Below are 25,761 nucleotides of genomic sequence, written 5' to 3'. Positions count from 1 at the left end.
GACAAGGGCGAGGACAGTGCCCACAGCACCGATGATCCACATCGTGCGACGAGGTCCGCCCCTCGTGTTCGGGAGTTCTTCATGCTCGGTGGCGGAGGCGGGCGACATCAGCGAACATCCTTACTTCGCGGCATACCTGGAGAACGTGTCAACGTAGTCGTTGACATAGGTCCGGGGCGTGTCGAAGGCCTCGCCACGCTCATCAATGGTGTCGGAGACGTCTGGCCGCTGCTCAGGGGACCTGTCGTCCGGCCACTCCCGATTCCTGACGCTGTTCCAGGAGTCGGTGAGAGGGTCCTCGCTGGGACTGCGGCCGATCTCCTCTTCGCGGTTTGCTCTCTCTTCCTCGCTGAACTCGAACCAGTCCTCCCTGTTGAGACTCACACTGTCGTTATTGGGAGTCATGCGTGGATCGATGAGGTCCTCGTATCCCTCACCACGGCCGGCGAGACCATCGATCGCGTGGATCTGCGCTCGTTCATACACCCACGTGTTCCTCGGCAAGGACTCGTGGTCGCCATCCGTGTCCGTCAGCTTGAGGTGCTCCTCCTTGAGCAGCTCGCCACCGAGGAAGCCGATAGCGGATGATGCCTGCGGATGGGGGTTGTAGGAGTTCACCAGGCCCAGAATGAACTGTTCCCGCTTGTTCTCCTCGTCCACCTGACCGTTGTGGTTCTGCACGCGGGTATCGGCCTCGTTGGTGACCGCCGTGTCCACGATGCTCCACAGGTTGCCGGCCTGGGCTGCTGCATCCGTGTCCGGGGCCCCGTTGAAAGCCGACATGTATTCAGCGAGGCTGGTCTCGTTGTACTCGACCGTGGAATCGAACATCCGACTCGCCGCCTCCTCAGAGCCGGCAATGAGCTCAGCGAAGGCTTCCCGGGAATCCATACTCAGGGAGACGTTTCCGTCCTCGTAACTGTTCGGGTAGTCATCGATTCGGTTCCCGCCATCCATTCCATCCAGACTGGCGAAAACATCGACATGCGATTCAAAAATGTCGGCGAACCCACCCGCGATCTCGGGATTCAGATGACCGATGGAGACATCCTTCCAATCGAACTCCCTGGTTTTCTCCTCACCATTCTTGTCGATGGTGGTCATGCTGTCTTCGACTTCCTGTCCGGTACTCGACAGCCTCGCCTGCATACTTTCGCTGGTGACGATGTCCATGAGCCCGACCAGTGCTTCCCGTGAACGGTCCGGCTCGTCTGGGTGGTGGCTGGTCTCCCCGTCTGCGATCCAGTTCGTCAGCTCCGCCGCTGCCCGGCCGTCATCGTTCCACTCGAAGGTGTAGAGGTCGGTGAAGATCTCCTCGGCGTCGCGGCCGTTGGGCTCCTCCGAACCGGTGAGCAGGGCATGATTGGCGTCCTCGTTGGCCGCGGCGACACGCAGCAGAGAGGACAGGGTGGCGTTGCCCTCGTCGTCTGGGGTGTACGTGATGTCCGTCGTGTACATGTTGTGCTCGCTCGGGAGCGCTCCGGCCACTTCGCTGACGGCGGCCGTCAGCTTCAGAGAGGTCTCGCTACCCAGCTCCATCGGCGTGCCGTTGGGGTGAGTGGCGCCGTCCAGCAGGTACATCAGGCCTGCGGCGTCCTCGATCCATGTGTCATAGCCCCCGTTCTGCCTCCCCGGCCCTCCGGTGAAGTAGCCGTCGCCTCCCTGCACACCCGCGGCCACGTTGCGGACACTGTCCGGCAAGCGGTCGTGCCCGCCACCCGTGCTCTCGTGGGAGAGGGCGACGATGGACAGACCGAGGAAAGTGGCAATCTCGTTCTTCTGCTGGTCCGATGGCTCTCCGCGGAAGCCGTCCGGCAGATCGAGGAGGATGTCATCTGTTCCGGCCAGGACCGCTTCCAGGAAGTCCAACTCCCCCTCGGGCAGCTCATCCCCGCGCTGGGAAGCCTCCGCGGCGCGCGCCGCCAGCGCCACCATGGCCGCGTGTAGTGCTTCGTAGTCGCCGCCGAACTCTCCATTGGCGATCATCTCGCCGAGTTCTTCGCCGCTCTCCTCGTCGTACGGCCAGTACTCGTAGTCACCAGTAATGGCAAAGGCGACGTTCCCGACATGACCGGCCTCGTTGAGTTTGCGCAGGGTGGCCGGGGTAGGTCCGTCCGCCAGCATGTCCGAGCACTCGTCAGCGCGTTCTTCCAGCTCAGAGTAGGCCTGGGTGGCCTGGCTGGTGTACATGACCTCCTTCTGCTGGTATTCGGTCATGTTGTCGAGTCCAGTGACCGCGGTGGTGAAGTTGGAACGGATCTCCTCGATCCGCTCCCGGTACCACCGCACATCGCTGATCCACTGGTCGATCACGCCATGGGCACAGACGCACGCCATCAGCGCGTCCTGCCACGCGCTTTCGTTCTCACTGGCGACCGACTGGATATTCGCGCTGATCAGGTCGGTAAAGCTGGTCGCGGTGTTGGTGACGATGTCGTTGTACTCCACCGTGTCACCGCGGAGATGGGTGTAGATCCGGTCCAGTTCTATGCGCGCGGAGATAAGCCCACCGAGGTCAGCATCATCTTCGGTGTAGGAAAAAGTCATCGTTGCTTGTCCTGGTGCATCGGGGGTGATCGGATCAGTAAATGCTGTACGGACCGTGGTTGATCGGGCGGGAGAGATCACCGTCGCTCTCGGAGAAACCGCCACTCGACTCCTGGTCAGTGGAGGAGATTTCCTCGGCGCTGGACTGGATATTTCCCGCAATGTCCCTGGCATGGTCTTCGACGTCGCGGATGCTCTCTACCTGCGTGCTCGAATATCCTGACCAGCCAGTCACCCCAGGCGTCTTTCCTGCCGCGTCCTTGGCTGCCTCGATGGCGTCTTCGAAGTCCGCCGACGCACCGATGATCCGAAGAGCCGCGTTCTCCGCCAACACTCCTCCGGAGTGCGCGTCGGTGACGTCGGCGCCCGACTCATGTCCCATCTGTGATCACTCCTGGGGGTCGTTCCTAGGGGGCCTGGGCCCGCCGCCTTCGCCCTCACGGTGGGGTACGGATGGGAGAGTAGCGCACAGGCGGGTTCCGCTCCCTGACGCCCTGTGATGCTCATAGGCACCCGAAGGTTCGCCTGACACACGGAGCGCATTCTCACAGCGCACCTCGGATCACGACACGTGCATGCGCATTGACCGATACGTCACACCCTTACTAGTGTTTTTGTTCCCGTGCCTCCCGTGTTCGCATGTGCCCCCGGTCGAACACCCTGACCTTGGGGGACGGGTCATTCTCGTGTTCCGCACCACTCCCCGGAAGGGTCCAGATGTCCCAGCACGCTGGTCTTGAAAATGTCAACAGTCTGTCGACGGGTGGTGAGCAGCTCGGGCAGGAGTCCGATGGTCTCCGCACGCAGATGAACCAGCTCATCGACGACATGAGCAACGACGCCGACTCGCTGCAGGGCCAGGCCCTCAGTGACTTCCGCGCCGCGCGGAACTCGTTGACCGAGCGCTTCGACGAGCTCATGACCTGGTGCAACCAGAACGGCATCAAGCTGAACGAGGGCCAGACCCAGTTCAACATCACCGACAGCGACTCCAGCGACGACTTCTCGCAGGCCGGCAGTGACCTCGGCGGCCTGTCCCGTCCGGTCAACGCCTAGCCCCCTCCCCCTTCCCAGAAAGGCGCCACCCCATGGGTAGCAATCTCGATGTCTACGGCGACGTCAGCGGTCTGCAGAACCTGGCGGCCGACCAGCAGGCGCACCTCGGGCGCTTCGCCGCGATCATGAGCCAGATCGACGAGCAGTCCCAGACCACGGTCAGCCAGTGGGAGGGCTCCGGCAGCGAGGCCTTCCAGGCCAAGGCGCAGGAGTTCGACACCCACTTCTCCGAGGTCAACGCCGCGTTCTCGAAGATGATCAACGCGACCAGCGACACCGCGGACAACTACAGCAAGCTGACCAAGTACCTGGACAGCCTGTTTTAGTAGACTGAGCTCCGATGTCCTCCCCACCCCCGTCCTCGCCGAGCACGCCGGCGCCCCCGGACCCGGATCCCCAGCTTCCCGAGGCGTTCCACTACACGCCCGACGAGGAGAAGTACGTCCTCGAAGCGGACGCGCTCCGGCACCGGCAGCTCCGGTCGGCTCTCCTGTACGGCTCCAGCCGGTACTGGCGCCGACGTCAGCGCGTGTGGCCGTCGGTGATCGGCGGTGCCATCCTCATCGCGCTGATCTGCGGCGTCATCGCCCTGATCGGTGCCTTCGGCCGCCAGCAGGAGGTCAACGAGGAGCGGGGGTGGGGCACCAGAGTCGGCCAGCAGATGATCGAGAGTCCCGATCTCGGGTCTCCGCCGGAGTCCGACCGCCTGTGACGCGCCACGTCGCTCGCGGCCGGACCTGATCCACCACACCACGTCCACGCACAGCACCATGGGGGTCGCTCACGCATGTCCGGCTCCAACCGCACCGCGACCTGGGCTCCCGGATACGACACGACCGGAGTCCTTCGCCAGGGCGGTCGTGCGCGCATCGTCCGTGCGACCCGGTCCACCAGCGGTGCCGACGTCGTACTGAAGGTCCTGCCCGCGGAGCAGGGGCGTGCCGAACTCGCCTGGCTGCGCGACCTCAGCGGGGTGCCCGGCGTGGTGTCGCTGCTCGACGCCGGCCAGACGTCCGACGGCGAGATGTTCGTGGTGCTGCCGTTCTACCCGGACGGCTCCTTCGGCGACATGCTCGCGAAGAAGGGCCCCGCCCCCATCCAGGAGGCGGCGGCCGTGGCGCGCAGTGTGTCGGCCGCCTTGGGCGCCATGCACGGGCGCGGGCTGCTGCACAACGACGTCTGCCCGGGGAACGTCCTCCGCGCGGGACGGACCCCCGTCCTGACCGGCTTCGGTTCGGTCCACCGGTCCGGCGAGGCACTTCCGCCGCCGGGCCCGAGCCGCGAGTCCTTCCTGCACGCACCGCCCGAGGCGCTGCGTGGGGAGCCGCGCACCCCCGCCTCGGACGTCTACCAGCTCGCGTCCACGATCTGGACGATGCTCGTCGGTTCCACACCGTTCGCGAACACGGACGGCACCCCCTTCGACGCCAGGACCTACGCGGAGCGGGCGCTCGCCGAGCAGCCCCGCCCCGTTCCCCGTCAGGACATCTCGCGCAAGCTCCGCGGGGTGCTGACCCGCGCCCTGGCCAAGGCGCCCGAGGAGCGCTTTCCCAGCGCGGCCGCGTTCGCCACCGCCTTCGAGCAGGCCCGCACGTCCCGCCCGGTGGCCACCCTGTCGGCGGACACCGGCGGCCAGGCGCCCTCGACGGGGCCACAGACGCCGCCGACCGGAGGTCAGGCGCCCTCCACCGGTCCGCAGACGCCACCGACCAGCCAGTTCCCGACCACCGGTCCGCAGACGCCACCCGCAGTCCGGCAGGCGGCCCCCACGGGTCCTCAAGCCGCACCCATCGGCCCGCAGACTCCCCCAACGGGCCCCCAGGCTCCGCCGGCTCACCCCTACCCCTCGCCTACCGGACCCCAGACAGCCCCGGCGACGGGGCCCCAGGTTCCGCCGGCCGCACAGCAGACCCCGGCAGCCGCCGCAGAGGCGCCACCGACCACTGCCTGGTTTCCGCCCTCCGGGCCCCAGGCCTCCATGGCGAACGTCCAGCATCCGCCATCGGGTCCGCAGGTTCCCCAGAGCGGCGGGCCACAGCCACCCGTCTCCTGGCAGCAGCAACAGCCACCGCAGCAGCACCAGCAGGAACCACAGCGCCCGCAGCACGAGTACCCGCAGGAACCGCAGCACACTCCGGCTCCCCCGGCGACGCCCCCGAACCTGCCTCCCGCGCCCTACGCTCTCCCCGTGGAGCCGCAGCCCCCGCTGCGCGACCCTCGTCCGCCCGCGGCGCGGTTGGGCAGTGCGCGAGAACTCCGGGGCCCACAGAACCCGGCCGCCGCGGACGACCAGGCGGGCAGCCGACTGCCCGCCACGGACGCCGGCGGCACCGCCGAGCTGATGATGGCCAAGCTGCGCGGGGAGGAGGTCTCCCCGCTCCGCGCCTGGGCCCGGCTGGAGGGCTGGAGCGGCACCGCCGAGTCCTCCGTCCTCCCGGCCGACGAAGCTCAGGCCGAGCAGGACGACACTCCCGAATGGGCCCCGCTGCACGAGCCGGACCGGGGCCAACCGCGCTGGCGCAAGCACATGCACATCGCCGTGACGGCGTGCGGCATCCTCGTGGCCACCAGTGTCGCGAGCGCCTTCGCCGCGAGCGGTTCACAGCCCGCGCCCGTCGAGGCGGCCGAGGCGGCGGAGACGGCTGAGCCCGATGCGGATACCGATGCCGCCCCGGACGAGGAGGCCTCCGCACCCGACGAGGTCGTCGAGCCTTCGGTCCCGCCCGAAGTGCCCGCCGCCGACAACCTCGTTCTGCAGGACACGCTCAGTGCCGTCAATCTGACCTGGACCGACAACAGCGGTGGCACCGCCTCGTACTTCGTGCTCGGCGGCCCCAGCGGACACGCACCGACGACGCTCGCACGTACCGGCCCCGGTGTCGTGACGGCGCAGATCATGACGGAGAACACGCAGATCGAGTACTGCTTCACGGTCGTCGCGGTCGAGGGTTCCTCGGCCGCCACCGACGAGGTGTGCACGACCCGGGCGGCCACCCGCGCGGAGCAGGAGCGCCTCGCCGAGGAAGAGGCGGCCGAGGAGGAAGCCGAAGAGGAGGCCGAGGAGGACCCCAGTCCGCCCCCGTCCCCCCGCCCCTCCGACAACTAGTGGAAAACGACGACGCCGCTCCGCCCGGCGTGGTCGGTGAAGGAGGCGGCAACCACGCCTGACACGACGCGTACGCCGTCAATCTCCAGGACGTCGCGGATATCGCCCTCGATGTTCTGAACCCGGTAGCCCCGCGTGCGTGGGTTCCAGACACCCAGCAAGGTCCCCTCCTCGTCCGACCACACGACAGAGCCCTCGTCCACTCCGGTCACGTCGCCCCCGGCCACCCCGAACTGCTGTCACCGACCAGCGCGCGAGAGCCGACGCGCCCGTCGATACCTTGTGAGATCTCTACCGAAGACGATCGCTCACCCTGGGGCGCTTGGTCGATGGCGAGAGTGACAACAACGCCGAAGGGAGAGTGACCGTGTTGCTGCGGCGTTCGTGGTGGGTGCGAGGCGGTGCGGTCGTGGTCGCGGCTGGGGTGTTCGGGGGCTGGTTGGTGTTGCGGGAGGACCCACGGGTGCGGCATGAGGCGCTCGACGGGGAGTGGGCCCCGGGGGAGGTGCCTGGCACGGTCACGGAGCACGCTTGGGAGTGGTCCGACGAGAAGGCCGAGGGCAACGTGGCCCAATCCCCGCTGCCCGGAGGCGTGCTGTTGCGCATGCAGGATGGTGTCGTCGCCTTGGACGGTGCCTCCGGCGAGGAGATGTGGAGTTACCGGGTGGAGGGGACCCGGGTGTGGACGGATGTGTCCGCGTCGGGGGAACGGGTCCACATACTCTTCCCGGACGAGCCGCAGGAGCGGGAAGAGGACACAGAGGCAGCCGGGGACGCTGAGGAGGACGGGTCCGGGGTGCCGGGGCGTCGTGTGGTCCTGGACGGGGTGACCGGTGAGGTGGTCGGTGACCACGAGGAGGAGATCTCCGGGGACGTCGAGGAGTTGGGGGTCTTCGACGTGGAGGTGGCGACCGACGAGGGGCTGTTCGGCCTGGCGCCTGAGCCGCAGTTGGACGCCGTGATGCGTTCGGACACCGATGATGAGGTGCTCTGGCACACGGAGGATCTGTTCTCCTGCGGCGAGTCTACGGTGGATCGGGCCGACCGGCCGGTGGTGTTTCCTGGCGCGGTCGTGGTGCGGGCGGTGTGCGGTTCGGGGGAGGCGCAGTTGACCGCCCTGGCCCCGGCGAACGGTTCTGTCCTGTGGTCGATGACGAGTCAGGAGAGCAACGTCCTCGCGGCGGACGGCGGCGTGCGTCGGATGGGGGAACTGCTGGCCATCGACGACGGTGCCCCGGAGCTGGAGCCCGCAGGGGGCGACCGGTACCGCGAGACCGTCGTGGTCGATCCGGTCTCCGGGGAGCTGCTGAGCGACGGGATCGAACTGGAGGAAGGGCAGTTCCTGGCCAGGACCGTGGACCAGGGGTACTTGCTCTCGAACAGGTCCGGTGTCGAGCGGACCTTCGGCTTCGAGCTGCGCGGTTTCGATGGTGAGACGGTGGCGGCCACCGCGGCGGAGGCGGTGCAGACCTCGTCCCTGCTGGACTATCTCCTTCCGTTGGATGAGGCGTTCGTGAAGTTGGAACCCTCGGGCGGAGTCGCGGGGAACAGTGTGTTGACCGTGGCCCCGTGGGGAGCGGAGGAGACGCATGAGGTCCCCCTGCCGAGGAGCGTGCGGGGCGCGGTGCCCTCCGAGGAGTTCGCGAAGAGCCAGGAGTTCATCCTGGTGCCGGGTGCGGTGGTGCTGATCGAGTCGCCTATAGAGGACCGTGATGGCATCACCGTTGTCGGGTTCCATTGACGAATCCACCAGCGAAGCCACCCAGCCCCGGGCCATAGCCATCTTCCGATGAAGAACATCTCCGCTGGGGCCGGCCGAGAAGGCGGGCGCCGCGGCCCCTCTGGGGGGGTGGCCCCCGCAGGGCCGGCACTACGGGTGGACGGGGAAGTGGGCGGTGATCCAGGTGCCCAGGCGGGTGGGGCGGGGGTAGGCGAAGTGGCCCCACGTGGTCGCGAGGCGGTCGAGCAGGAGGAGGCCGCGCTGGCCTTCGGCCCAGTCCCAGGCGTCCGGGGTGCGGTCCGGGATGTGCGGGACGGTGGGGCCGCCCGGGTCGCCGACGACGAGGGTGAGGGTGCGCGGGTCGCGCTGCTTGAGGACCAGGCGGATGCGGTCGGGCTCGGCATAGGCGTACTTGACGGAGTTGGCGAAGAGCTCGCCGGCGCAGAGCTGGACGGTGTCGACCAGGTCGGGGGAGAAGTCGGCGAGGTCGGTGGCGATGTCCGTGCGGACGCGGCGGAGCTGGGCGAGGTCGCTCCGGTAGTCGCGGTGGGGCCAGGTGCGGGTGGGGACGACGAGGGTGCCCATCAGGCCGCCACCGCCTGACGGCGCTGCTGGGCGAGCCACTGGCGGGTGACGCGGCGCAGGTCGGCGAGGTCGTCGGGGTCCGGGGCGAGGAGGTCTCCGACTGGCGCCGAGGAGGTCCAGCGGTGCAGGCGGGCCTCGGCGTCGGCCTGGACGCGGTCGCGCTCGTCCTCGAAGGCCCGGTAGTAGCCGCGCACGAGGGCGACGTCGTCGGCCGGGAGGGGCGCGCGGGGAGGGGTCGTCGAGGCGGGGCGCCGGACTCGGGCGGCCGGCGGGGCCGGGAGGGGCGCGTAGCGGCGGACGCGGGTGGAGCGGCGCCGACGCAGGGCGGCGGCGCTGTGACGGCCGCGCGGCGGGGTGAGGAGGGCTTCGAGGAAGCCCAGGGCACGGGTGAGGACGGCATGGATAGACTGAGCCATGTCGGCAATTTCCTTTGGTTAAAAGGGTTGAGGTTGCTGGCCACGGCCCCGGGCGCAGATGAACGCCGCGGGGTCTCCGCTTGTGGAGGTTTGGAAAAAAGACTAGGGGGTGGGGGGAGGGAATGGCGACGATACCGGAGAGTAGTATCGAGCGGCGGGTAGTTGTCGCAGGTAGGGGCCGAGGGAAGAAAATTCGGAACCTGGAGTTCCCGGAATTGATTTGTCCGGGTTGCGGCTTTTCTGGAGATACGAAGAACGGCTGACCGGGAGGACCGGTCAGCCGTGGTGAGGGAGGGTCGGGCTCAGGCTCGGGACGCCTTCACGCCGTCCAGGAACGTCGTCCAGGCGTCGGCGGAGTACTCGATGTGGCCGAGGGAGCGGTTCTGGGTGTCCCGGACCAGCACACCGGCCCCCTCCGAAACCTCCACACAGCGGCCCTCACCGGAGCTGTGGCTGCTCGTGTGCCACGCGCGCCGACCGTGGTCGTGTCTACTCATCGATCCTCTTCCTGATCGTGCTGACCAGCTCCGCGGTGGCGTCCAGCGACAGGGCGTCGGCCTGGAGGAAACCGAAGATGGTCATGCGCTGCTGTACCTTCTCCAGATCATCCATCAGCACCTCGCCACCCGCGTACTCGGCGGAGGCCAGAGCCGGGGCGTCGGGGAAGGTGTAGACGCAGAACGGACCCGCCGACCCCGGGTGGCGCTGCGGCTCTGACGGCATGCTCTGGAAGCGCAGCCGCCCCTCCTCGACGAGGGCGAGGAGGCTCTCCAACTGGCCCGCCATGATGGTCCGGTCGCCCATCACGCGGTTGAGCACCGAGGCCTCCACCACCATGGAGACGAGCGGGGGATGCTCCTTGTAGAGGATCTCCTGGCGCTGCATGCGGGACTCGACCATGCGCGCCACCTCGGCCGGCGAACACCAGGGCAAAGCGTCCTGGATCGCCACGCGGGCGTAGTCGGGGGTCTGGATGAGCCCCGGGAACAGCAGGCACTGGTATTCGCGCAGCTCGGAGACCTTGCGTTCGATGCCCGGCACCCGCTCGTACCACTCGGGCAGCTGCTTCGGCGCGTTCGCGTTCTTCCACACCCTGTGGAAACGCCCGTTGGCGTCGAGCGCCTCGTCGAGCCTGAGCGCCTGGTCCTCGGTCATGCCCCGCTTTCCGTGCTCCCACGCGGAGATATGTGCCGGAACGACGTTGATGTCCGGTGCGAGTTGGGTCTGTTTCAATCCCTTTCTCTGCCGGAGCGCCGTGAGTTCCTCACCGACCCGCCGCCACTTGGCCTTGCCGCGCTTGTCCATGCGCATCGTTCCTCAACCGAGAAATGACCGGGAAAACCATTGTCCGTCGATCCTGAGACCCCGCGCAACCGGAATCGGCATTCTGTCGCCACCCCTGTTCTTTCCCTGGCGCGGCGCTCCCGCCCGCTCCAAGGTGTTGACCAGCCGGAAGACCGGGATGTGAGAAAAAGCGGAGGGGATCAGTGGTCCGGATGGAGACGTTCAGGGACGGCGCGGGGAACGAACGGCGGGAAGACGTCCCGCCGATGCTGCCTCGCAGGTCACGCGACGCGGAGGACCGCGCGCCGATCGTGATCGACCGCAGGGCGGAGGTCAGGGGACACGCGGTGGTCGTGGCAGGAGTGCCGGAGGAGGCGCGGATGCTGCGCTACCGCCTGGGGTCGCTGTCGGGTCTGCCCGGCGAGAAGCGCCACCTGCTGCGTCTGCTGGCCGGGGAACTGTTCACCAACGCGATCACTCACTCGCGCAGCGGACGCCCCGGCGGGCTGGTGACCGTCACCGTCTTCCGGTTGGCGGGGCGGGTGCAGGTCAAGGTGACCGACGAGGGTCCGCTGGGCGACGAGGCGGCCACGCCCTGCGTCCGACCGCGCGATCCGGAGCGGGTCGGCGGCCTGGGCCTGCGGCTGGTCGCGCTGGAGGCGGACCGGTGGGGCGTGGTGCACGAGGGGCGCGGGACCACCGTGTGGTTCGAGATCGACCGTGAGGGTCCGGCTCCAGCCCCCCGGAGCGCTCGGCACCCCTGAGGCGCCTGGCACCGCCCGAGCTCCGGGCGCACCCAGCCCATCCGATGGACCCGGCGGCACCGGCGACCGGCGTGCCCAGAAAGTGATCCGATCCTCCGATATGTGACCCACGCCGTGTCGCCCCGGCCCGGTCTTGGATAGCGTTTTCAGGGTCTGACCAGAGCTTTTGTCGGGGGGCGCCCCTTGTCCGGGGTCATCATCGGGTTCGGTGTCATCACGAGCGTCGTCGTCATCGGCTACATGCTCGGCCGACTGCCGATCCTCGGTCCGGGCGCCAAGGAGGTCCTCACCAAGCTGGCGTTCTACGTGGCCAGCCCGGCACTGCTCTTCACCATCCTGGCCGACGCGGACCTGTCGGTCCTGGTGTCCGCCCCCGTCCTGGTGACCGTGCTCAGCGTCGCCGCGGTGGCGGCCGTCTTCGTGACGTTCGGCCTGGTCCGGCGCTGGGGCCTCGGCAGGACCACGGTGGGCGCCCTCTCGTCCGGCTACGTCAACGCGGGCAACCTGGGTATCCCGATCGCCTCCTACGTGCTGGGCGACGCCTCCATGGTCGCGCCCGTCCTGCTGCTCCAGCTGCTGGTGATCACCCCGGTCAGTCTCACGATCCTGGACCTGCACACCGGCGACGTGCGCGGTCTCGGCCCGGTGCTGCGGCGGGCGGTGGGCACGCCGGTCCGCAACCCCGTGGTGATCGGCTCCCTGGCGGGCGTGGCCGTCTCCGCGTCGGGCTGGGTCCCGCCCGCGCCGCTGATGGAGCCGTTCGAGCTGATCGGCGGCATGGCGGTCCCCGCGATGCTGCTGGCGTTCGGAATCTCACTGCACGGCAGCGGCATGCCCGGACGCGGGCCCGAGCGCGGACCGGTGCTGCTGGCGGTCGCGCTGAAGTCGGTCGTGCAGCCGTTGGTGGCCTGGTTCCTGGGCGCGCTGGTGTTCGGTCTGGACGGCACCGCCCTGTTCGCGGTAGTGGTGCTGGCCGCCCTTCCGACCGCCCAGAACGTCTTCAACTACGCCACGTTGTTCCGAACGTCGGAGGTGATGGTGCGGGAGGTCGTTCTGATGACCACATTCCTCACGATCCCCGTCCTGTTCACCGTCACCTTCCTGCTCGGATGACTCCCAGCCCCGGGTGACACTGACACCGGTCGGCCGACCCGGTTGTCCTGCCACCCCTGACGCCCTCTCAATCCCATCTGCCCCACGAACCCCATCGGTCCTACAGGCCCCACCAGCAAAGGAATCGGTCGCCCGGCAGGAACGGTCGCTCCCCGCGTACCCTCCCCCTATGGGACACCGTCACCCGAGCCAGTTGAAGAACCCCGACATCGCCCATGCCCGTGCCCGATGGCTGCTGCGAGCCGAACTGGCCGGATGCGAGGAATGCAGATCCGAGGGCGACCGGGACGCGCTGGCCGACCTGGCCGAGGACGGCGTGTTCGACTCCCTTCTCACCGGCTTCATCCTCGCCCGCGTCCCGCAGTGGTTCACCCCCGGCCATCCGCAGACCTACCCCGCGACCGCCCACGGCCTCGCCCCGGTCGACGAACGGGACTTCTGGCACTCCCCCACGCAGGACTGCCTGCGGGTGTGCACGGTGGACAAGCGCGGCAAGGACGTCGACACCCGGCCGGCGCTGCGGGCACTGCGGCTCATGCCCTCGGTGCACCGGACGCTCGTCCTGGACGACGTCATCGACGGGCTCTCCGAGTCCGAGGTCTAGGGCTGGACCCGACCCGGCCCCGGAGCCGGGTCGGGTCCAGGCCCTGGAGGCTCTGGATGCCCTGGGTGCCCTGGATGCCCTCGCCGAGGTTCACACATGGGGAAATATCTTTCTAGTCAGGAACTGTTGAGTCTGGGTGCACGGTCCGCACCCGGCGGACACCACACGCACGCGAGGTTCTCCCCATGCAGCTCGTCTACGTCTTCGACGCCTACTGCGGCTGGTCCTACGGCTTCAACGGCACTCTGAAGGAGATCACCCGGCGACACCCGGACCTTCCGGTGGAGGTGGTCTCGGGCGGCCTCTTCACCGGCGAGCGGCGCCCGCCCCTCGGGCAGTTGGACTTCATCCCGAGCGCCAACGCCAGGGTCACCGAGCTGACCGGGGCGGAGTTCGGCGAGGGCTTCGACCGCCTCTTCACCGAGGGCTCGTTCGTCCTGGACTCCGAACGGGCCGCGCGCGGTGTGGCCGCCCTGCGCCAGGCCGCCCCCGAGCGGGCCGCGGAGCTGGCCGCAGCGCTGCAGCGGGCCTTCTACGTCGACGGAAGGGACCTGGGCGACTCCGAGACGTACCGTGTGGTGGCGGAGGAGTCCGGCCTCGACGCCGACGCGGTCGTCGCCGCCTTCCAGTCGCCCGAGTCGGAGGCCGCCGCCGAGTCCGACTTCCGGCGTGCCGCAGAGCTGGGCGTCTCGTCCTATCCGACGCTGATCGCGGTCGGGGACGGCCGCGCCACCCTGCTCGCCCGCGGACACGCCTCCGCCGACGAGGTGGACGCACGTCTGACGGCTCTCCGGGCTCCCTGACTCTCCGTCTCCCGGCTCACCCGATGACGCGCCGGGCGCCGACTCCGCGCACCCGTGAACCCCACGAACTCATCCGCTCGGATATCGAAGGGCAGTGCGCACCAGCACGGACCAGCACGAACGGCGCGGACCCGGCCGGCCCGCCGTGCCCGGAACCGTCCGCGAAATTTCCTCGTGAGCAAGGTAGATGAGTCATGTGTCGGCAAATGACGCACAGGGAACACTGACCGGCAGGGACCCGTCCCCTCCCCCTTGCGGGGCGGGTCCTCCTCCAGTCACACGGCGCCGGCCAGGGCCTGGCGTCCGTCCGGACACGCGAAAGGGCCGGTGTCCACTGCGTTCACGCTGTGGGACACCGGCCCCCTGGGCCGGGTGCCTCGGGGACACCCGGCCTTTCGTCTTCCTGACACCGGAGAGGCTGCCTTGGCCGGAACCGTCAGCCCCGGCCAAGGCGGTTGACCCCCGGTCAGTGCCGTCAGCCCCAGGCCAGGGCTGTCAGCTCCGGGTCCTCCAGGGCCGTGCCGATGTCGCGCAGCACCTTGGAGCCCAGCTCACCGTCGACCAGGCGGTGGTCGAAGGAGAGCGACAGCGTCGTCACCTTCCGGACCGCCAGTTCGCCCTCGTGCACCCACGGCATGTCCCGGATCTGCCCGAACGCGAGGATCGCGGCCTCGCCCGGGTTGATGATCGGGGTGCCCGCGTCCACGCCGAACACGCCGACGTTGGTGATGGTGATGGTCCCCTGCGACATGTCCGCCGGGCTGGTCTTGCCCGCGCGCGCGGTGTCGGTGAGGTCCTTGAGGCTCGCCGCCAGCTCGGGCAGGGTCTTGGCGTCGGCGTCCTTGATGTTGGGCACCACCAGACCCCGCTCGGTGGCCGCGGCGATCCCCAGGTTCACGTAGTCCTTGACCACGATCTCCTGGTGGTCCTCGTCCCAGGAGGCGTTGACCTCCGGGTGACGCCGGACCGCCATGAGCAGTGCCTTGGCCACCAGCAGCAGCGGTGACACCTTGACGTCGGCGAAGTCCGGACGCGCCCGCAGCCGCGCGACCGCCTCCATCGTCTTCGTGACGTCCACCTGGAGGAACTCGGTGACGTGCGGCGCGGTGAACGCGCTGCCCACCATCGCGGCGGCGGTGTGCTTGCGCACGCCCTTGATGGGCACCCTGCGCTCGCGGGCCGACCGGTCGGTCGCGGACACCGTTCCGGCCGCCGCGGGCCGCGGCTCGGCCTCGGCGGGCGCCTCGGGCGCCTGGGCGGCGTCGGCGGCGGCCCGGACGTCCTCGCGCGTGACGATCCCGCCGGCTCCGGTGGGTGTGACCGTCGCCAGGTCCACGCCCAGGTCCCGGGCGAGCTTGCGCACCGGCGGCTTGGCCAGCGGGCGGCCCGACGCCGGAGCGGGAGCGGCGGGCGCGGCCACCACTCCGGGGGTGGCCGGTTCCGCCGCGGGCCTGGGCGGCTCGGGCGGCGCCGTGGTGCGCTCGGGCGCGGCGACGGGCGCGGGCGGTGAGGCCGGGCCGGAGGGCGTCGGCCGGCGGCGGGCGCGGCGCTGCGTGGAGCTCGCCTTCTCGCCGTAGCCGACCAGCGGTTTCTCCCGCTTCTCCGTCTCCTCCTCGGCGGCCGGGGCCGCGTCGGACGCCGCACCGGAGTCGCCGGTGTCACCGGAGTCGCCGCCGGAGCCGTCGTCCACGGTGATGATCACCGTGCCGACGTCCACCGTCTGCCCCTCCTGCACCAGCAGTTCCCGGACGGTCCCGGCGTACGGGCTCGGCAGCTCGACCACGGCCTTGGCCGTCTCGATCTCACAGATGTTCTGGTTGACGACGATCTCGTCGCCCGGCTTCACGTACCAGGTGAGCAGTTCGGCGTCGACCAGTCCCTCACCGACGTCGGGCAGTCTGAACTCCCGCACGCCGCCCGTGGACGGCGCGCTCTTCTGAATCCCCATGTTCTTCGGTTTCCCCGATCCCCTAGTACGCGAACGCCCGGTCCACACCGTCCAGAACGCGGTCAAGGTCCGGAAGGTAGTGCTCCTCCAGACGAGACTGCGGATACGGCGTGTCGAAAGCGGCAACACGGATCACCGGCGATTCCAGGTGGTAGAAGCACTCCTCCGTGACGCGGGCCGCGATCTCACCACCGGGGCCGCCGCTCAGCGGCGCCTCGTGCGCGATCACCAGGCGACCGGTGCGCTTGACCGACTCCACGATGGTCGGGTAGTCGACCGGCGACAGCGAGCGCAGGTCCACCACCTCGATGGAGTGGTCGGTGTCGGCCTCGGCCGCCTGGAGGGCGGTCTTGACCATCGGACCGTACGCCAGGAGCGTCGCGTCCGTGCCGTGGCGCGCCACACGGGCGGCGCCCATCGGGGTCGCCTCCTCGATGGGGGCGGCGGTGTCGACCTCGGCCTTCTCGTAGTAGCGCCGCTTGGGCTCGAGGAAGATGACGGGGTCGTCGGAGCGGACGGCCTGCTGGATCATCCAGTAGGCGTCCTCGGGGTTGGCGACGGTGACCACCCGCAGGCCCGCGGTGTGCGTGAAGTACGCCTCCGGGGACTCGCTGTGGTGCTCCACCGCGCCGATGCCGCCGCCGTAGGGGATGCGCATGACGATGGGCATGCTGAGCTTGCCCGCCGAGCGGCGGCGCATCTTGGCCAGCTGGGTGAAGGTCTGGTTGGCGGCCGGGAAGAAGAAGCCGTCGAACTGGATCTCGACCACCGGGCGGTAGCCGCGCATGGCCATGCCGATCGCCGTGCCGACGATCCCCGACTCGGCGAGCGGGGTGTCGATGACGCGGTCGGCGCCGAAGTCCTTGTGCAGTCCGTCGGTGACCCGGAAGACACCGCCGAGTCTGCCGACGTCCTCGCCCATGACCAGGACCTTGGGGTCGTGTTCCATGGACGCGCGCAGGCCGGCGTTGATGGCCTTGCCGATCGTGAGGTTGGTTCCCATGGCCTAGCGGCCCCCTTCGGCGCCGGCGCCCTCGAACGAGGCGAGGTACTCGGCGAACTCGGACCGCTGTCGGTCGATCTGGACGTTGGGCTCGGCGTAGACCTCGTGGAAGATGTCCAGCGGCTCGGGGTCGGGCAGCGCACGGCACTCGGAGCGGACCTGCTCACCGATGGCCTCGGACTCGGTCTCCACGGACGCGAAGAACGCGTCGTCGGCCAGCCCGTTGTTCTCCAGGTACCGGCGCACGCGCAGGATCGGGTCCTTGGCCTTCCACTCGTCGAGCTCGGCCGACGCGCGGTAGCGGCTGGGGTCGTCGTTGGTGGTGTGGGCGCCCATCCGGTAGGTGAACGCCTCCACGAGCGTGGGCCCGTTGCCCTCGCGGGCGTTGTCCAGCGCCGCGCGGGTGACGGCCAGGCAGGCCAGGACGTCGTTGCCGTCCACGCGCACGCCCGGGAAGCCGAAGCCGGCGGCGCGCTTGTAGATGGGCACGCGGGACTGGCGCTCGGTGGACTCGGAGATGGCCCACTGGTTGTTCTGGCAGAAGAAGACCACCGGGGCGTTGTTGACCGAGGCGAAGTTGAACGCCTCGTTGGTGTCGCCCTGGCTGGTGGCCCCGTCGCCGAAGTAGGAGATGACGGCGGTGCCGTCCTCACCGACGGCGCCGTCGCGCTGGACGCCCATGGCGTAGCCGGTGGCGTGCAGCGCCTGGCTGCCGATGACGATGGTGTAGAGGTGGAATCCGTGCTCGTGCGGGTCCCAACCACCGTTGGTGACGCCGCGGAACATGCCGAGCAGTTCCTTGGGAGCGATGCCGCGGCACCAGGCGACGCCGTGCTCGCGGTAGGACGGGAAGGCCATGTCGCGCTCGCCGAGCGCGCGGCCGGAGCCGATCTGGGCGGCCTCCTGGCCGAGCAGGGACGCCCACAGTCCCAGTTCGCCCTGGCGCTGCAGGGAGACGGCCTCGCTGTCGACCCTGCGTACCAGGACCAGGTCCCTGTACAGCGCGCGGATCTCCTCCGCGCTGATGTCGAGGGGGTAGTCGGGGTGGCCCGTCAGTTCCCCTTCTGGTGTCAGGAGCTGGATGAGCTCCGGCTCCTCGTGCGCGGTGGTATCCGACACGTCGCTCCTCGGGTACTCGGGGCCGAATTCGCGTTGGTGAACGCTGATCGGCCGGATCACGGTCCGCCCACCCGGGGGTGGTGGGTGGAGGCGGACAGCCCTCACCACATCGTGACAGACCTCACTATGGGGAGCGCAAGCCCCCAGCGTCACCTTTTAACTTGTCGGGCCCATGATCCACGACGTTCGACCGGCCCGATTACCAGGGCTTCCTAGCAGATACAAGGACTTCCAACTACTTTCCCGCAACGAGTGGAAGCCGGTCGGCGCGGACCGGACGGCGGTCGCTCCCGAGCGACGGGGAGCGATGCCGGGCGGCGGCGTGGCGGCCATGCGCGGCCGGGCGGCACGTGGCCGGCGGCCATGCGCGGCCGGACGGCGGTTACGTGGCCGCGGCCTCGGCGGGGACGCGCATCCCGCGCTCCCGGCCGTAGTCGGCGAGCATCTCGCGGAGCTGGCGGCGGGCCCGGTGCAGTCGCGACATCACGGTCCCCAGCGGGGTACCCATGCGCGCCGCGACCTCCTTGTAGGCGTAGCCCTCGATGTCCACGAGGTAGATGACCTCCTGGAACTCCTCGGGCAGCCGCGCGAGCGCCTGCTTGATGTCGGAGTCGGGCAGGTGGTCCAGAACCTCGTTCTCGGCCGAGCGCATGCCGGAGGACGTGTGCGCCTCCGCCGCGGCGAGCTGCCAGTCCTTGATCTCGTCGGTGGTCTCCTGGCGCGGTTCGCGCTGCTTCTTGCGGTAACCGTTGATAAAGGTGTTGGTCAAGATCCGGTAGAGCCAGGCACGTAGGTTCGTGCCGGCGCGGAACTGGTGAAAATTGGCGAAGGCCTTAGCGAACGTCTCCTGGACGAGGTCTTCTGCGTCGGCCGGGTTGCGGGTCATCCGCAGGGCCGTGGGATAGAGCTGGTCGGCGAACGGTGTGACCGCGGTGGCGAAGTCGAGCGTCTGCTCGCCGTCACGGGTCTCACCGGTCGTGGAGGTCTGGTCCAATTCGATAGTCGCCAAGATTCCCCCTCGGGACGACCGGACGATCACTTCCACCCTGTTAGACGCCGCCGCACGCTTCCAATGATGACAGCTATCCGAGTGATTCGAGTCACGAACGTACCGAAAGCGTCGCCAGTCCCGTTAAGTGTCGGGTAAAGAAACCCGCCGGGCGGTGGGCGCCGGCGGCGGGGGACGGGTCCGCACCCGGCGCACCGCGCCGTGTCGTACGCTTACGTCGCCCCCTCCGACCAGTCAGGAGTGGCGCCCGCCCGTTCCGTGGCAGGCGAGTCCGGCATACCCCGTTTTCTTGTGGAGGACCCTGTGGCCCGCGTCGTGGTTGACGTCATGCTCAAGCCGGAGATCCTGGACCCCCAGGGCCAGGCGATCGCCGGGGCCTGCTCCCGACTGGGCTTCGAGGGGGTCGCTCAGGTCCGCCAGGGCAAGCGCTTCGAGGTCGAGGTCGAGGGCGAGGTCGACGACGCCAAGCTGGCCGACGTCCGCCGCCTGGCCGAGACCGTCCTGGCCAACACCGTCATCGAGGACTTCGAGGTCCGCGTCGACGCCTGACCCTCCCGCCGGATCCGAGGCGGGAACCGCCGCCGAGTCCGCCACCGGATCCGCACCCGACTTGGTGCCGGATTTTCGCAGCCGTGTCCTCTACCGGACACGGCTGTTCGTTTTGCCCCATCCGGGGTCGGGAAGGTTCCCTACAGCGACAGTCGATCACGACAACGGAGCACGCGAGGTGCATGCATGGACGCCGCTTTCTCGCTCTCCCTCCCTCGCCAGGCGTACACGGTCGCCGTCGTCCGCGACGTCCTCGGCACTCTCCTGCACCGCGCGGGCCTGTGCCGTGAGTGCGTGGACGACGTCCTGCTGGCCTCCTCCGAGGCCTGCGCGAACGCGGTCGAGTACGGAACGCCCGCTCGTGAGTACGTGGTCGAGGCCGACCTCGACGACGACTGGTGCGAGCTACGCGTGTCCCATCCGGGACGAGCGCCGGACGGCTCCGAGCTCGCAGCCCGGTTCACCCGTGAACGCCCGCCCCTCCCCGGCCTCGAAGCAGAGTCGGGCAGGGGCATTCTCTTGATGCGCTACCTCATGGACGAGGTCGCCTTCCGCGGCGAGCCGCGCACCACGGTCCTGCTGCGCAAGCACATCACCCGCTGCGACCGTCCCTCGATGGGCGGCCACCGCATCCCGGAGATGCGCTACGCGACGCTCTGACCGCCCACGACGGGCCCGGCCCGCCATCCCCCGCACCTGAGCTCGCCACACCTCGCGTACCGTCCGCGCGAGGTGTGGCGTTCGTCCGCACGGGCAGTGACGCACACCACCGCTCCTGTCGGGTCGCACACCGCACACCCGCCGCCAGGGCGCCGGATTCGGATGATCCTCCAGGCCAGGCCCCCCGACCGGGGGTGACCGTCGTACCCGACTACAGGCGAGCGGGTACGCTGCGGAGTGCGGACGCGCCGTCGACCGGGGCGTGTTCCGTGGAGCCGACGAGGCCTCCACGGCGCGCGACCCAGGACGGCAGGCACCGATGTCTCCCTGCCGAACAACCGATGCCTCCCCCGCCCGCGGGGGATGCGCCTTCCCGGAGTGTGCTCATGACAGCCCGTGTGGGTGTCGTTACCTTCCCAGGCTCCCTCGACGACAAGGACGCCGCGCGCGCCGTCGCGCTGGCGGGTGCCGAGCCCGTCGCCCTCTGGCACGCCGACGCCGACCTCAAGGGCGTGGACGCGGTCGTCCTGCCCGGCGGGTTCTCCTACGGCGACTACCTTCGCTGCGGCGCCATCGCCCGTTTCGCACCGCTGATGTCCGAACTGGTGCCGGCCGCCCGCTCGGGCGCCCTTCCGGTCCTGGGCATCTGCAACGGCTTCCAGATCCTGTGCGAGAGCCACCTGCTGCCCGGTGCCCTCACCCGCAACTCCTCGCTGCGGTTCGTCAACCGCGACCAGGTGCTGCGCGTGGAGAACACCTCCACCGCGTGGACCAACGCCTACACCGAGGGCCAGGAGATCCTGGTGGTGCTCAAGAGCGGCGAGGGCAGCTACGTCGCCGACGAGGCCACCCTGGACGAGCTGGAGTCCACGGGCCGGGTCGTGGTCCGCTACGTCGGCGAGGACCCCAACGGGTCGCGCCGCGGCATCGCCGGGATCACCAACGAGCACGGCAACGTCGTCGGCCTGATGCCGCACCCCGAACACGCGGTCGAGGCCCTGACCGGCCCCTCCACCGAGGGACTCGGGTTCTTCACCTCGATCCTCGCCCGACTGGCCGCCGGTACGCCGGTGCGCGCCTGACCCGCACCTCGACCGGGAGACGATCCGATGAAGGCACAGCTGCGCTCGCGAAGGACGATGGCGGTCCTGGTGGGGGTGGTCGTCGTCGGCCTCATCGTGTCGGCCGCCGCCGGCCTGTTCCAGGCCTTCGCGACCGCCCCGACGGTCCCCCCGACGGCACAGCCGCAGGGACAGGAGGGCGCTCCCGCACCACGGCCCGAGGAGCCGCCCGCGGTCTCCGTCCTCGGCGAGGCCCCCGACGGCCTGAGCTACACCTCCGGTGAGGACGACGTGTACTGCGAGGAGCAGGAGTGCGTCCGGCTCGTGCGCGTCCTCACCGAGGACGGCGAGCCCACCGAGGACACCGAGGCCACCGTCCAGGACGTCTTCGACCACCTCCTGGACAACGACTGGCTGATCATGCTCCCCGAGGGCGTGGAGTCACCCGACGACGTGCCGCTCAACCAGACCGTCCTGACCGACCAGGAGGTCATGGTCGCCGACTCCTCCCAGCACGAGGACGGCGAGACCCCGGCGGTCCTGATGGTCGGCGACTCCGCCCAGGCGGGCTCCTGACCACGACCTTCCGTGCCGGTCGGCGGACGCCACGGCCCGGCTCACAACCGCACATCCCGAACGGAACCACGCATGTCTGAAGTCCCCGGTCCCGACACCGTCGCCGCGGCGCACAGCAGCCCGGACACGCCACAGCCGTACGCCGAACTGGGCATGGCCAAGGACGAGTACGAGCGGGTCCGAGAGATCCTGGGCCGTCGGCCCACGTCCGCCGAACTGGCGATCTACTCGGTCATGTGGAGCGAGCACTGCTCCTACAAGTCGTCCAAGGTGCACCTGCGCCAGTTCGGCGAGAAGGCCCCGGAGAACGACGCCCTGCTGGTGGGCATGGGCGAGAACGCGGGCGTCGTGGACGTGGGCGACGGCCGCGCCGTGACGTTCAAGATCGAGTCGCACAACCACCCGTCCTACGTGGAGCCGCACCAGGGCGCGGCCACCGGCGTGGGCGGCATCGTCCGCGACATCCTCACGATGGGCGCGCGGCCGGTCGCGGTCATGGACGCGCTGCGCTTCGGCCCGGCCGACGCCGACGACACCAAGCGGGTCCTGCCCGGCGTGGTCTCGGGCATCTCGTTCTACGGCAACTGCCTGGGCCTGCCCAACATCGGCGGCGAGATCGGCTTCGGTGCCGGCTACATCGGCAACCCGCTGGTCAACGCCCTGTGCGTGGGCGTGATGAAGCACGAGGACATCAAGCTCGCCCAGGCCCCCGGCCCGGGCAACAAGGTGGTGCTGTTCGGCGCGACCACCGGCCCGGACGGAATCGGCGGCGCCTCGGTGCTGGCCAGCGCCACGTTCGACGACGAGTCGCACGCCAAGCGGCCGAGCGTGCAGGTCGGCGACCCGTTCATGGAGAAGCTGCTCATCGAGTGCAGCCTGGAGCTGTTCGCCGAGGACATGGTCGTGGGCATCCAGGACCTGGGCGCGGCGGGCGTGTCCTGCGCGACCACCGAACTGGCGGCGGGCGGCACCGGCGGCATGCGCATCCAGCTCGACCGGGTGCCGCTGCGCGACCACCGGCTCACTCCCGAGGAGATCCTCATGAGCGAGTCGCAGGAGCGCATGATGGCGATCGTCGAGCCCGCCAAGATGGCCGACTTCCTGGCCGTGTGCGAGAAGTGGCAGATCCTGGCCACGGAGATCGGCGAGGTCACCGACGTCACGCCCGAGGAGGCCGAGCGCGGCGGCCGCCTGGTGATGACCTGGCACGGCGAGACCGTGGTGGACATGCCGCCGCGGACCGCCTCCGACGAGGGCCCGGTCTACGAGCGCCCGTACGCGCGCCCGGCGGCGCAGGACGCGCTCCAGGCCGACGACGCGGCGGCGCTGCCGCGGCCGGCCGACGACGCGGAGCTGCGCGAGCAGGTGCTGCGCGTGCTGGGCGCGCCGGGCGTGGGCGACCCGACGTGGGTCACCCAGCAGTACGACAGCTACGTGCGCGGCGACACGGTGGTGTCCACGCCGCACGACTCCGGGATGATCCGCATCGCCGACGACTCCCACCGGGGCGTGGCGCTGTCCACGGACGGCAACGGCCGCTACACCCGGCTGGACCCGTACGCGGGCACGCAGCTGGCGTACGCGGAGGCGTTCCGCAACGTGGCGGCCACGGGCGCCCGTCCGCTGGCGGTCACCAACTGCCTCAACTTCGGTTCGCCGGAGGACTCCGGGGTCATGTGGCAGTTCGCCGAGTCCACCCGGGGCCTGGCCGACGCCTGCCTGCAGCTCGGGACGCCGGTGACCGGCGGCAACGTGAGCTTCTACAACCAGACCGGCGACGTGGCGATCAACCCGACGCCGGTCGTCGGGGTGCTGGGCGTCATCGACGACGTGCGCACGCGGCTGCGGAGCGCGTTCGACACCGACGGCGCCCGGGTGTTCCTGCTCGGCGAGACCCGCGAGGAGTTCGGCGGCTCGGCGTGGGCGGACGTGGTGCACGGACACCTGGGCGGCCTGCCGCCCCGGGTGGACCTGGCCGCGGAGGCCGCGCTGGGCGAGGTGCTGGCCACCGCCGCCGACCGCGGTCTGGCCGCCGCCGCGCACGACCTGTCCGACGGCGGCCTGGCGGTCGCGCTCGCCGAGTCGGCGCTGCGCGGCGGGCTGGGCCTGCGGGTGTCCGTGGACGGGGACGCGTTCACCGCCCTGTTCAGCGAGTCCGCCGCCCGCGCCGTGGTCGCGGTGCGCCCGGGCCAGGAGGAGGCCTTCCTGGCGCTGGCCGCCGACCACGGTGTTCCGGTCGCGGAGATCGGCACGGTGGGCGGCGACGCCCTGGCGGTCACCCACCCGGGCGGGGTCGTGCAGATTCCGTTGGAGGAGCTGCGGACCGCCTACGAGTCCGCGCTGCCCGCCCTGATGGACGGCGTGTAGGGCCCGGCGGGACCCGATCGACCGGAGCGGGGGTGGCCTTCGGGGCGCCCCCGCTCCGTCGCGTCCGGGACCCGTTTCCGAGACACGGATGCGCGCCGGCGCGGGGCGGGTAGGGGGTGGACGACGGGCTCGGAGCCGACGATGGGGCCGGGGGCGACGCGAAGGAGGGGGACGCCATGCGACGGGGCAGGCTGAAGGGAGCGCTGGGCAGCCATGACCGGCCGGCGAGCGCGCTCGGGTTCCGCATGGTCCTGGCGGTGTTCGGGGCCGTGGTCCTGTTGGGCGGCACGATCGCGGCGCTGCTGTGGACGAGCGAGACCTGGCTGGTCGTCCTGCTGGCCGTGGGATTCGTGGCCGCCTGCGCGAACGTGTTCTGGGTGAGCCGCCGGCTGCGCTACGAGCACCCGCGGCCCTGAACCCGTCCGGCGCGGCGTCCGGCCCGAGGTCGAACACGCGGCGCCGGGCCGGGGAGCCTCCTCCCCGACCCGGCGCCGGCGGGACGGATCCGGATCAGGACAGGGGCTCGAAGCCCTCCGGGATCCACGACCGCCAGACGTCCGGGTTCTCCTCCACCCAGACCTCGGCCGCGTCGGTCGGGTCCATGCCCTGGTCGGCGATCATCTGCGCCACCTGGTTCTGGTCCGCGTTGGTCCACGTCCAGTTGTCGAGGAACTGGTAGGCGGGGTCGCCCGTCTCCACGAACCCGGCCCGGAAGATCTTGTTCAGCTCGTAGGCCGGGTAGTCGCAGGGGACGCTGGACAGGTCGTCGGCGCACCCCTCCTCGTAGTCCGGGAAGTCCACCCGGACCAGGTCCAGCTCCTCCTGGAGCCACTGCGGGTCGTAGAAGTAGAAGAGCACCGGCTCCTCGTTGGCGTACCGCCGCCGGACCTCGGTGATCTGGGAGGCCTCCGACCCGGCGTAGACGATCTCCAGGTCCAGGTCGAACGCGTTGATCATCCCCTGGTCCTGGGTGACGAACCCGGGCGCGCCGCCCAGGAACTCGCCCTTGTCGCCGGTCTCGGCGGTCCGGAAGAGGTCGGTGTGCTCCTTGAGCCCCTCCACGGTGGTGATCTCCGGGTACTCCTCCTCCATGTAGGCGGGGACGTACCAGCCGATCACCCCCTCGTTGCCGTTGGGGCCGCCGTCGACCACGGTGCCGTTGCCCTCGGGGCCGTAGAGCTCCATGAGCTCCTCGTGCCCCCAGTTCTCCACGATCACGTCCAGCACGCCCTGGTCCAGGGCCTGCCACGACGGCTGCTCGTCCACCCGCATGAGCTGGACCTCGTAGCCCATCTCCTCGCGCAGGACGTAGGCGAGCACCTCGGCGCTGGCCTCGTAGCCCACCCATCCGTTCAGGGCGATGCGCACGGTGTTCGGGTCCCGGGCGATCTGGTCGGTGCGCACCGCGCACGAGCTGACCATCGCCAGCGCCAGACCGACCGCCAGCAGCCGGGCACCCTTCCTCATGAAC

27 protein-coding genes are annotated in these 25,761 nt (G+C 69.7%); 15 read left to right on the top strand and 12 right to left on the bottom strand.

Features of this window, described 5'->3' with window-relative positions; genetic code table 11:
• Positions 1–120: 120 nt before the first annotated feature.
• Complete coding sequence (locus HNR10_RS17160) at positions 121–2,547, bottom strand: TPR repeat region-containing protein (protein WP_179824785.1); 2,427 nt, start codon at positions 2,545–2,547, stop codon at positions 121–123.
• Between the two features lie 34 nt (positions 2,548–2,581).
• A complete protein-coding gene (locus HNR10_RS17155; RefSeq protein ID WP_179824784.1) occupies positions 2,582–2,929 on the bottom strand; it encodes a hypothetical protein in 348 nt (115 codons plus the stop codon).
• Positions 2,930–3,264: 335 nt separating this feature from the next.
• Here HNR10_RS17155 and HNR10_RS17150 point away from each other — a divergent pair, with 335 nt between their 5' ends.
• The 4 genes from HNR10_RS17150 (at position 3,265) to HNR10_RS17135 (ending at position 6,709) form a co-directional block, all read left to right on the top strand.
• Entirely contained in the window at positions 3,265–3,603 is a 339-nt protein-coding gene (locus HNR10_RS17150; RefSeq protein WP_179824782.1) for a hypothetical protein, read from the top strand.
• A 32-nt stretch (positions 3,604–3,635) separates the two neighbouring features.
• The gene (locus tag HNR10_RS17145; protein WP_179824781.1) at positions 3,636–3,929 is read left to right on the top strand and encodes a WXG100 family type VII secretion target; all 294 of its coding nucleotides are present in this window, start codon (positions 3,636–3,638) and stop codon (positions 3,927–3,929) included.
• Positions 3,930–3,943: 14 nt separating this feature from the next.
• Positions 3,944–4,315, top strand: coding sequence for a hypothetical protein (locus HNR10_RS17140; protein ID WP_179824778.1), 372 nt, complete (start codon positions 3,944–3,946; stop codon positions 4,313–4,315).
• Between the two features lie 75 nt (positions 4,316–4,390).
• On the top strand, positions 4,391–6,709 hold the full coding sequence (locus tag HNR10_RS17135; protein WP_179824777.1) for a serine/threonine protein kinase: 2,319 nt from the start codon (positions 4,391–4,393) through the stop codon (positions 6,707–6,709).
• On the opposite strand, the gene HNR10_RS17130 is transcribed toward HNR10_RS17135, so the two are convergent.
• Positions 6,706–6,921 (bottom strand): hypothetical protein, encoded by a 216-nt coding sequence (locus tag HNR10_RS17130; protein WP_179824776.1) that lies wholly within the window; start codon positions 6,919–6,921, stop codon positions 6,706–6,708. The genes HNR10_RS17135 and HNR10_RS17130 overlap by 4 nt on opposite strands.
• Positions 6,922–7,172: 251 nt before the next feature.
• On the opposite strand from HNR10_RS17130, the gene HNR10_RS17125 reads away from it, so the two are divergent.
• The gene (locus HNR10_RS17125) at positions 7,173–8,450 is read left to right on the top strand and encodes a PQQ-binding-like beta-propeller repeat protein (protein ID WP_179824775.1); all 1,278 of its coding nucleotides are present in this window, start codon (positions 7,173–7,175) and stop codon (positions 8,448–8,450) included.
• A gap of 129 nt (positions 8,451–8,579) precedes the next feature.
• Here HNR10_RS17125 and HNR10_RS17120 read toward each other — a convergent pair whose 3' ends face one another.
• The 4 genes from HNR10_RS17120 to HNR10_RS17105 form a co-directional block, all read right to left on the bottom strand.
• Positions 8,580–9,014: an ATP-binding protein gene (locus HNR10_RS17120; RefSeq protein WP_179824774.1), complete on the bottom strand. Its 435-nt coding sequence runs from the start codon at positions 9,012–9,014 to the stop codon at positions 8,580–8,582.
• Positions 9,014–9,430 carry a hypothetical protein gene (locus HNR10_RS17115; protein ID WP_179824773.1) on the bottom strand — a complete coding sequence of 139 codons (417 nt, stop codon included), beginning with the start codon at positions 9,428–9,430 and terminating at the stop codon, positions 9,014–9,016. Before HNR10_RS17115 ends, HNR10_RS17120 begins: the two co-directional genes overlap by 1 nt.
• A gap of 302 nt (positions 9,431–9,732) precedes the next feature.
• Complete coding sequence (locus tag HNR10_RS17110; protein ID WP_179824772.1) at positions 9,733–9,927, bottom strand: DUF397 domain-containing protein; 195 nt, start codon at positions 9,925–9,927, stop codon at positions 9,733–9,735.
• The gene (locus tag HNR10_RS17105; RefSeq protein ID WP_179824770.1) at positions 9,920–10,741 is read right to left on the bottom strand and encodes a helix-turn-helix domain-containing protein; all 822 of its coding nucleotides are present in this window, start codon (positions 10,739–10,741) and stop codon (positions 9,920–9,922) included. The genes HNR10_RS17110 and HNR10_RS17105 overlap by 8 nt, the downstream gene beginning before the upstream one ends.
• Before the next feature lie 239 nt (positions 10,742–10,980).
• On the opposite strand from HNR10_RS17105, the gene HNR10_RS17100 reads away from it, so the two are divergent.
• The 4 genes from HNR10_RS17100 (at position 10,981) to HNR10_RS17085 (ending at position 13,998) form a co-directional block, all read left to right on the top strand.
• Complete coding sequence (locus tag HNR10_RS17100) at positions 10,981–11,478, top strand: ATP-binding protein (RefSeq protein ID WP_179824769.1); 498 nt, start codon at positions 10,981–10,983, stop codon at positions 11,476–11,478.
• 183 nt (positions 11,479–11,661) lie between these two features.
• Positions 11,662–12,591 (top strand): AEC family transporter, encoded by a 930-nt coding sequence (locus HNR10_RS17095; RefSeq protein ID WP_179824766.1) that lies wholly within the window; start codon positions 11,662–11,664, stop codon positions 12,589–12,591.
• Positions 12,592–12,760: 169 nt separating this feature from the next.
• Positions 12,761–13,195, top strand: coding sequence for a hypothetical protein (locus HNR10_RS17090; protein WP_179824764.1), 435 nt, complete (start codon positions 12,761–12,763; stop codon positions 13,193–13,195).
• 185 nt (positions 13,196–13,380) lie between these two features.
• Positions 13,381–13,998 carry a DsbA family protein gene (locus HNR10_RS17085; protein WP_179824762.1) on the top strand — a complete coding sequence of 206 codons (618 nt, stop codon included), beginning with the start codon at positions 13,381–13,383 and terminating at the stop codon, positions 13,996–13,998.
• 475 nt (positions 13,999–14,473) lie between these two features.
• Here the strand turns inward: HNR10_RS17085 and HNR10_RS17080 are convergent, their stop codons facing one another.
• From HNR10_RS17080 to HNR10_RS17065, 4 genes are all read right to left on the bottom strand, one after another.
• Positions 14,474–15,946: a dihydrolipoamide acetyltransferase family protein gene (locus HNR10_RS17080; protein WP_179824755.1), complete on the bottom strand. Its 1,473-nt coding sequence runs from the start codon at positions 15,944–15,946 to the stop codon at positions 14,474–14,476.
• A gap of 22 nt (positions 15,947–15,968) precedes the next feature.
• Complete coding sequence (locus HNR10_RS17075; protein WP_179824754.1) at positions 15,969–16,949, bottom strand: alpha-ketoacid dehydrogenase subunit beta; 981 nt, start codon at positions 16,947–16,949, stop codon at positions 15,969–15,971.
• Between the two features lie 3 nt (positions 16,950–16,952).
• Positions 16,953–18,068: a pyruvate dehydrogenase (acetyl-transferring) E1 component subunit alpha gene (gene pdhA, locus HNR10_RS17070; RefSeq protein WP_179824748.1), complete on the bottom strand. Its 1,116-nt coding sequence runs from the start codon at positions 18,066–18,068 to the stop codon at positions 16,953–16,955.
• 382 nt (positions 18,069–18,450) lie between these two features.
• Positions 18,451–19,077: a sigma-70 family RNA polymerase sigma factor gene (locus HNR10_RS17065; protein WP_179824746.1), complete on the bottom strand. Its 627-nt coding sequence runs from the start codon at positions 19,075–19,077 to the stop codon at positions 18,451–18,453.
• A 303-nt stretch (positions 19,078–19,380) separates the two neighbouring features.
• On the opposite strand from HNR10_RS17065, the gene purS reads away from it, so the two are divergent.
• The 6 genes from purS (at position 19,381) to HNR10_RS17035 (ending at position 24,706) form a co-directional block, all read left to right on the top strand.
• Positions 19,381–19,626, top strand: a complete 246-nt coding sequence (gene purS, locus HNR10_RS17060) for a phosphoribosylformylglycinamidine synthase subunit PurS (protein WP_053619218.1) — start codon at positions 19,381–19,383, stop codon at positions 19,624–19,626.
• 186 nt (positions 19,627–19,812) lie between these two features.
• Positions 19,813–20,286, top strand: a complete 474-nt coding sequence (locus HNR10_RS17055) for an ATP-binding protein (RefSeq protein ID WP_179824744.1) — start codon at positions 19,813–19,815, stop codon at positions 20,284–20,286.
• A 386-nt stretch (positions 20,287–20,672) separates the two neighbouring features.
• On the top strand, positions 20,673–21,368 hold the full coding sequence (gene purQ / locus HNR10_RS17050; RefSeq protein ID WP_179824742.1) for a phosphoribosylformylglycinamidine synthase subunit PurQ: 696 nt from the start codon (positions 20,673–20,675) through the stop codon (positions 21,366–21,368).
• A gap of 27 nt (positions 21,369–21,395) precedes the next feature.
• The gene (locus HNR10_RS17045) at positions 21,396–21,923 is read left to right on the top strand and encodes a hypothetical protein (RefSeq protein WP_179824739.1); all 528 of its coding nucleotides are present in this window, start codon (positions 21,396–21,398) and stop codon (positions 21,921–21,923) included.
• Between the two features lie 72 nt (positions 21,924–21,995).
• A complete protein-coding gene (gene purL / locus HNR10_RS17040) occupies positions 21,996–24,290 on the top strand; it encodes a phosphoribosylformylglycinamidine synthase subunit PurL (protein ID WP_179824738.1) in 2,295 nt (764 codons plus the stop codon).
• A 176-nt stretch (positions 24,291–24,466) separates the two neighbouring features.
• Positions 24,467–24,706: a hypothetical protein gene (locus tag HNR10_RS17035; RefSeq protein WP_179824736.1), complete on the top strand. Its 240-nt coding sequence runs from the start codon at positions 24,467–24,469 to the stop codon at positions 24,704–24,706.
• Positions 24,707–24,800: 94 nt separating this feature from the next.
• On the opposite strand, the gene HNR10_RS17030 is transcribed toward HNR10_RS17035, so the two are convergent.
• Positions 24,801–25,757, bottom strand: coding sequence for an ABC transporter substrate-binding protein (locus HNR10_RS17030; RefSeq protein ID WP_179829788.1), 957 nt, complete (start codon positions 25,755–25,757; stop codon positions 24,801–24,803).
• Between the last annotated feature and the right edge of the window lie 4 nt (positions 25,758–25,761).

The sequence above is a fragment of the Nocardiopsis aegyptia genome, assembly GCF_013410755.1.
Lineage (GTDB): Bacteria > Actinomycetota > Actinomycetes > Streptosporangiales > Streptosporangiaceae > Nocardiopsis > Nocardiopsis aegyptia.
This window is presented reverse-complemented; position numbering and strand designations above follow the sequence as displayed.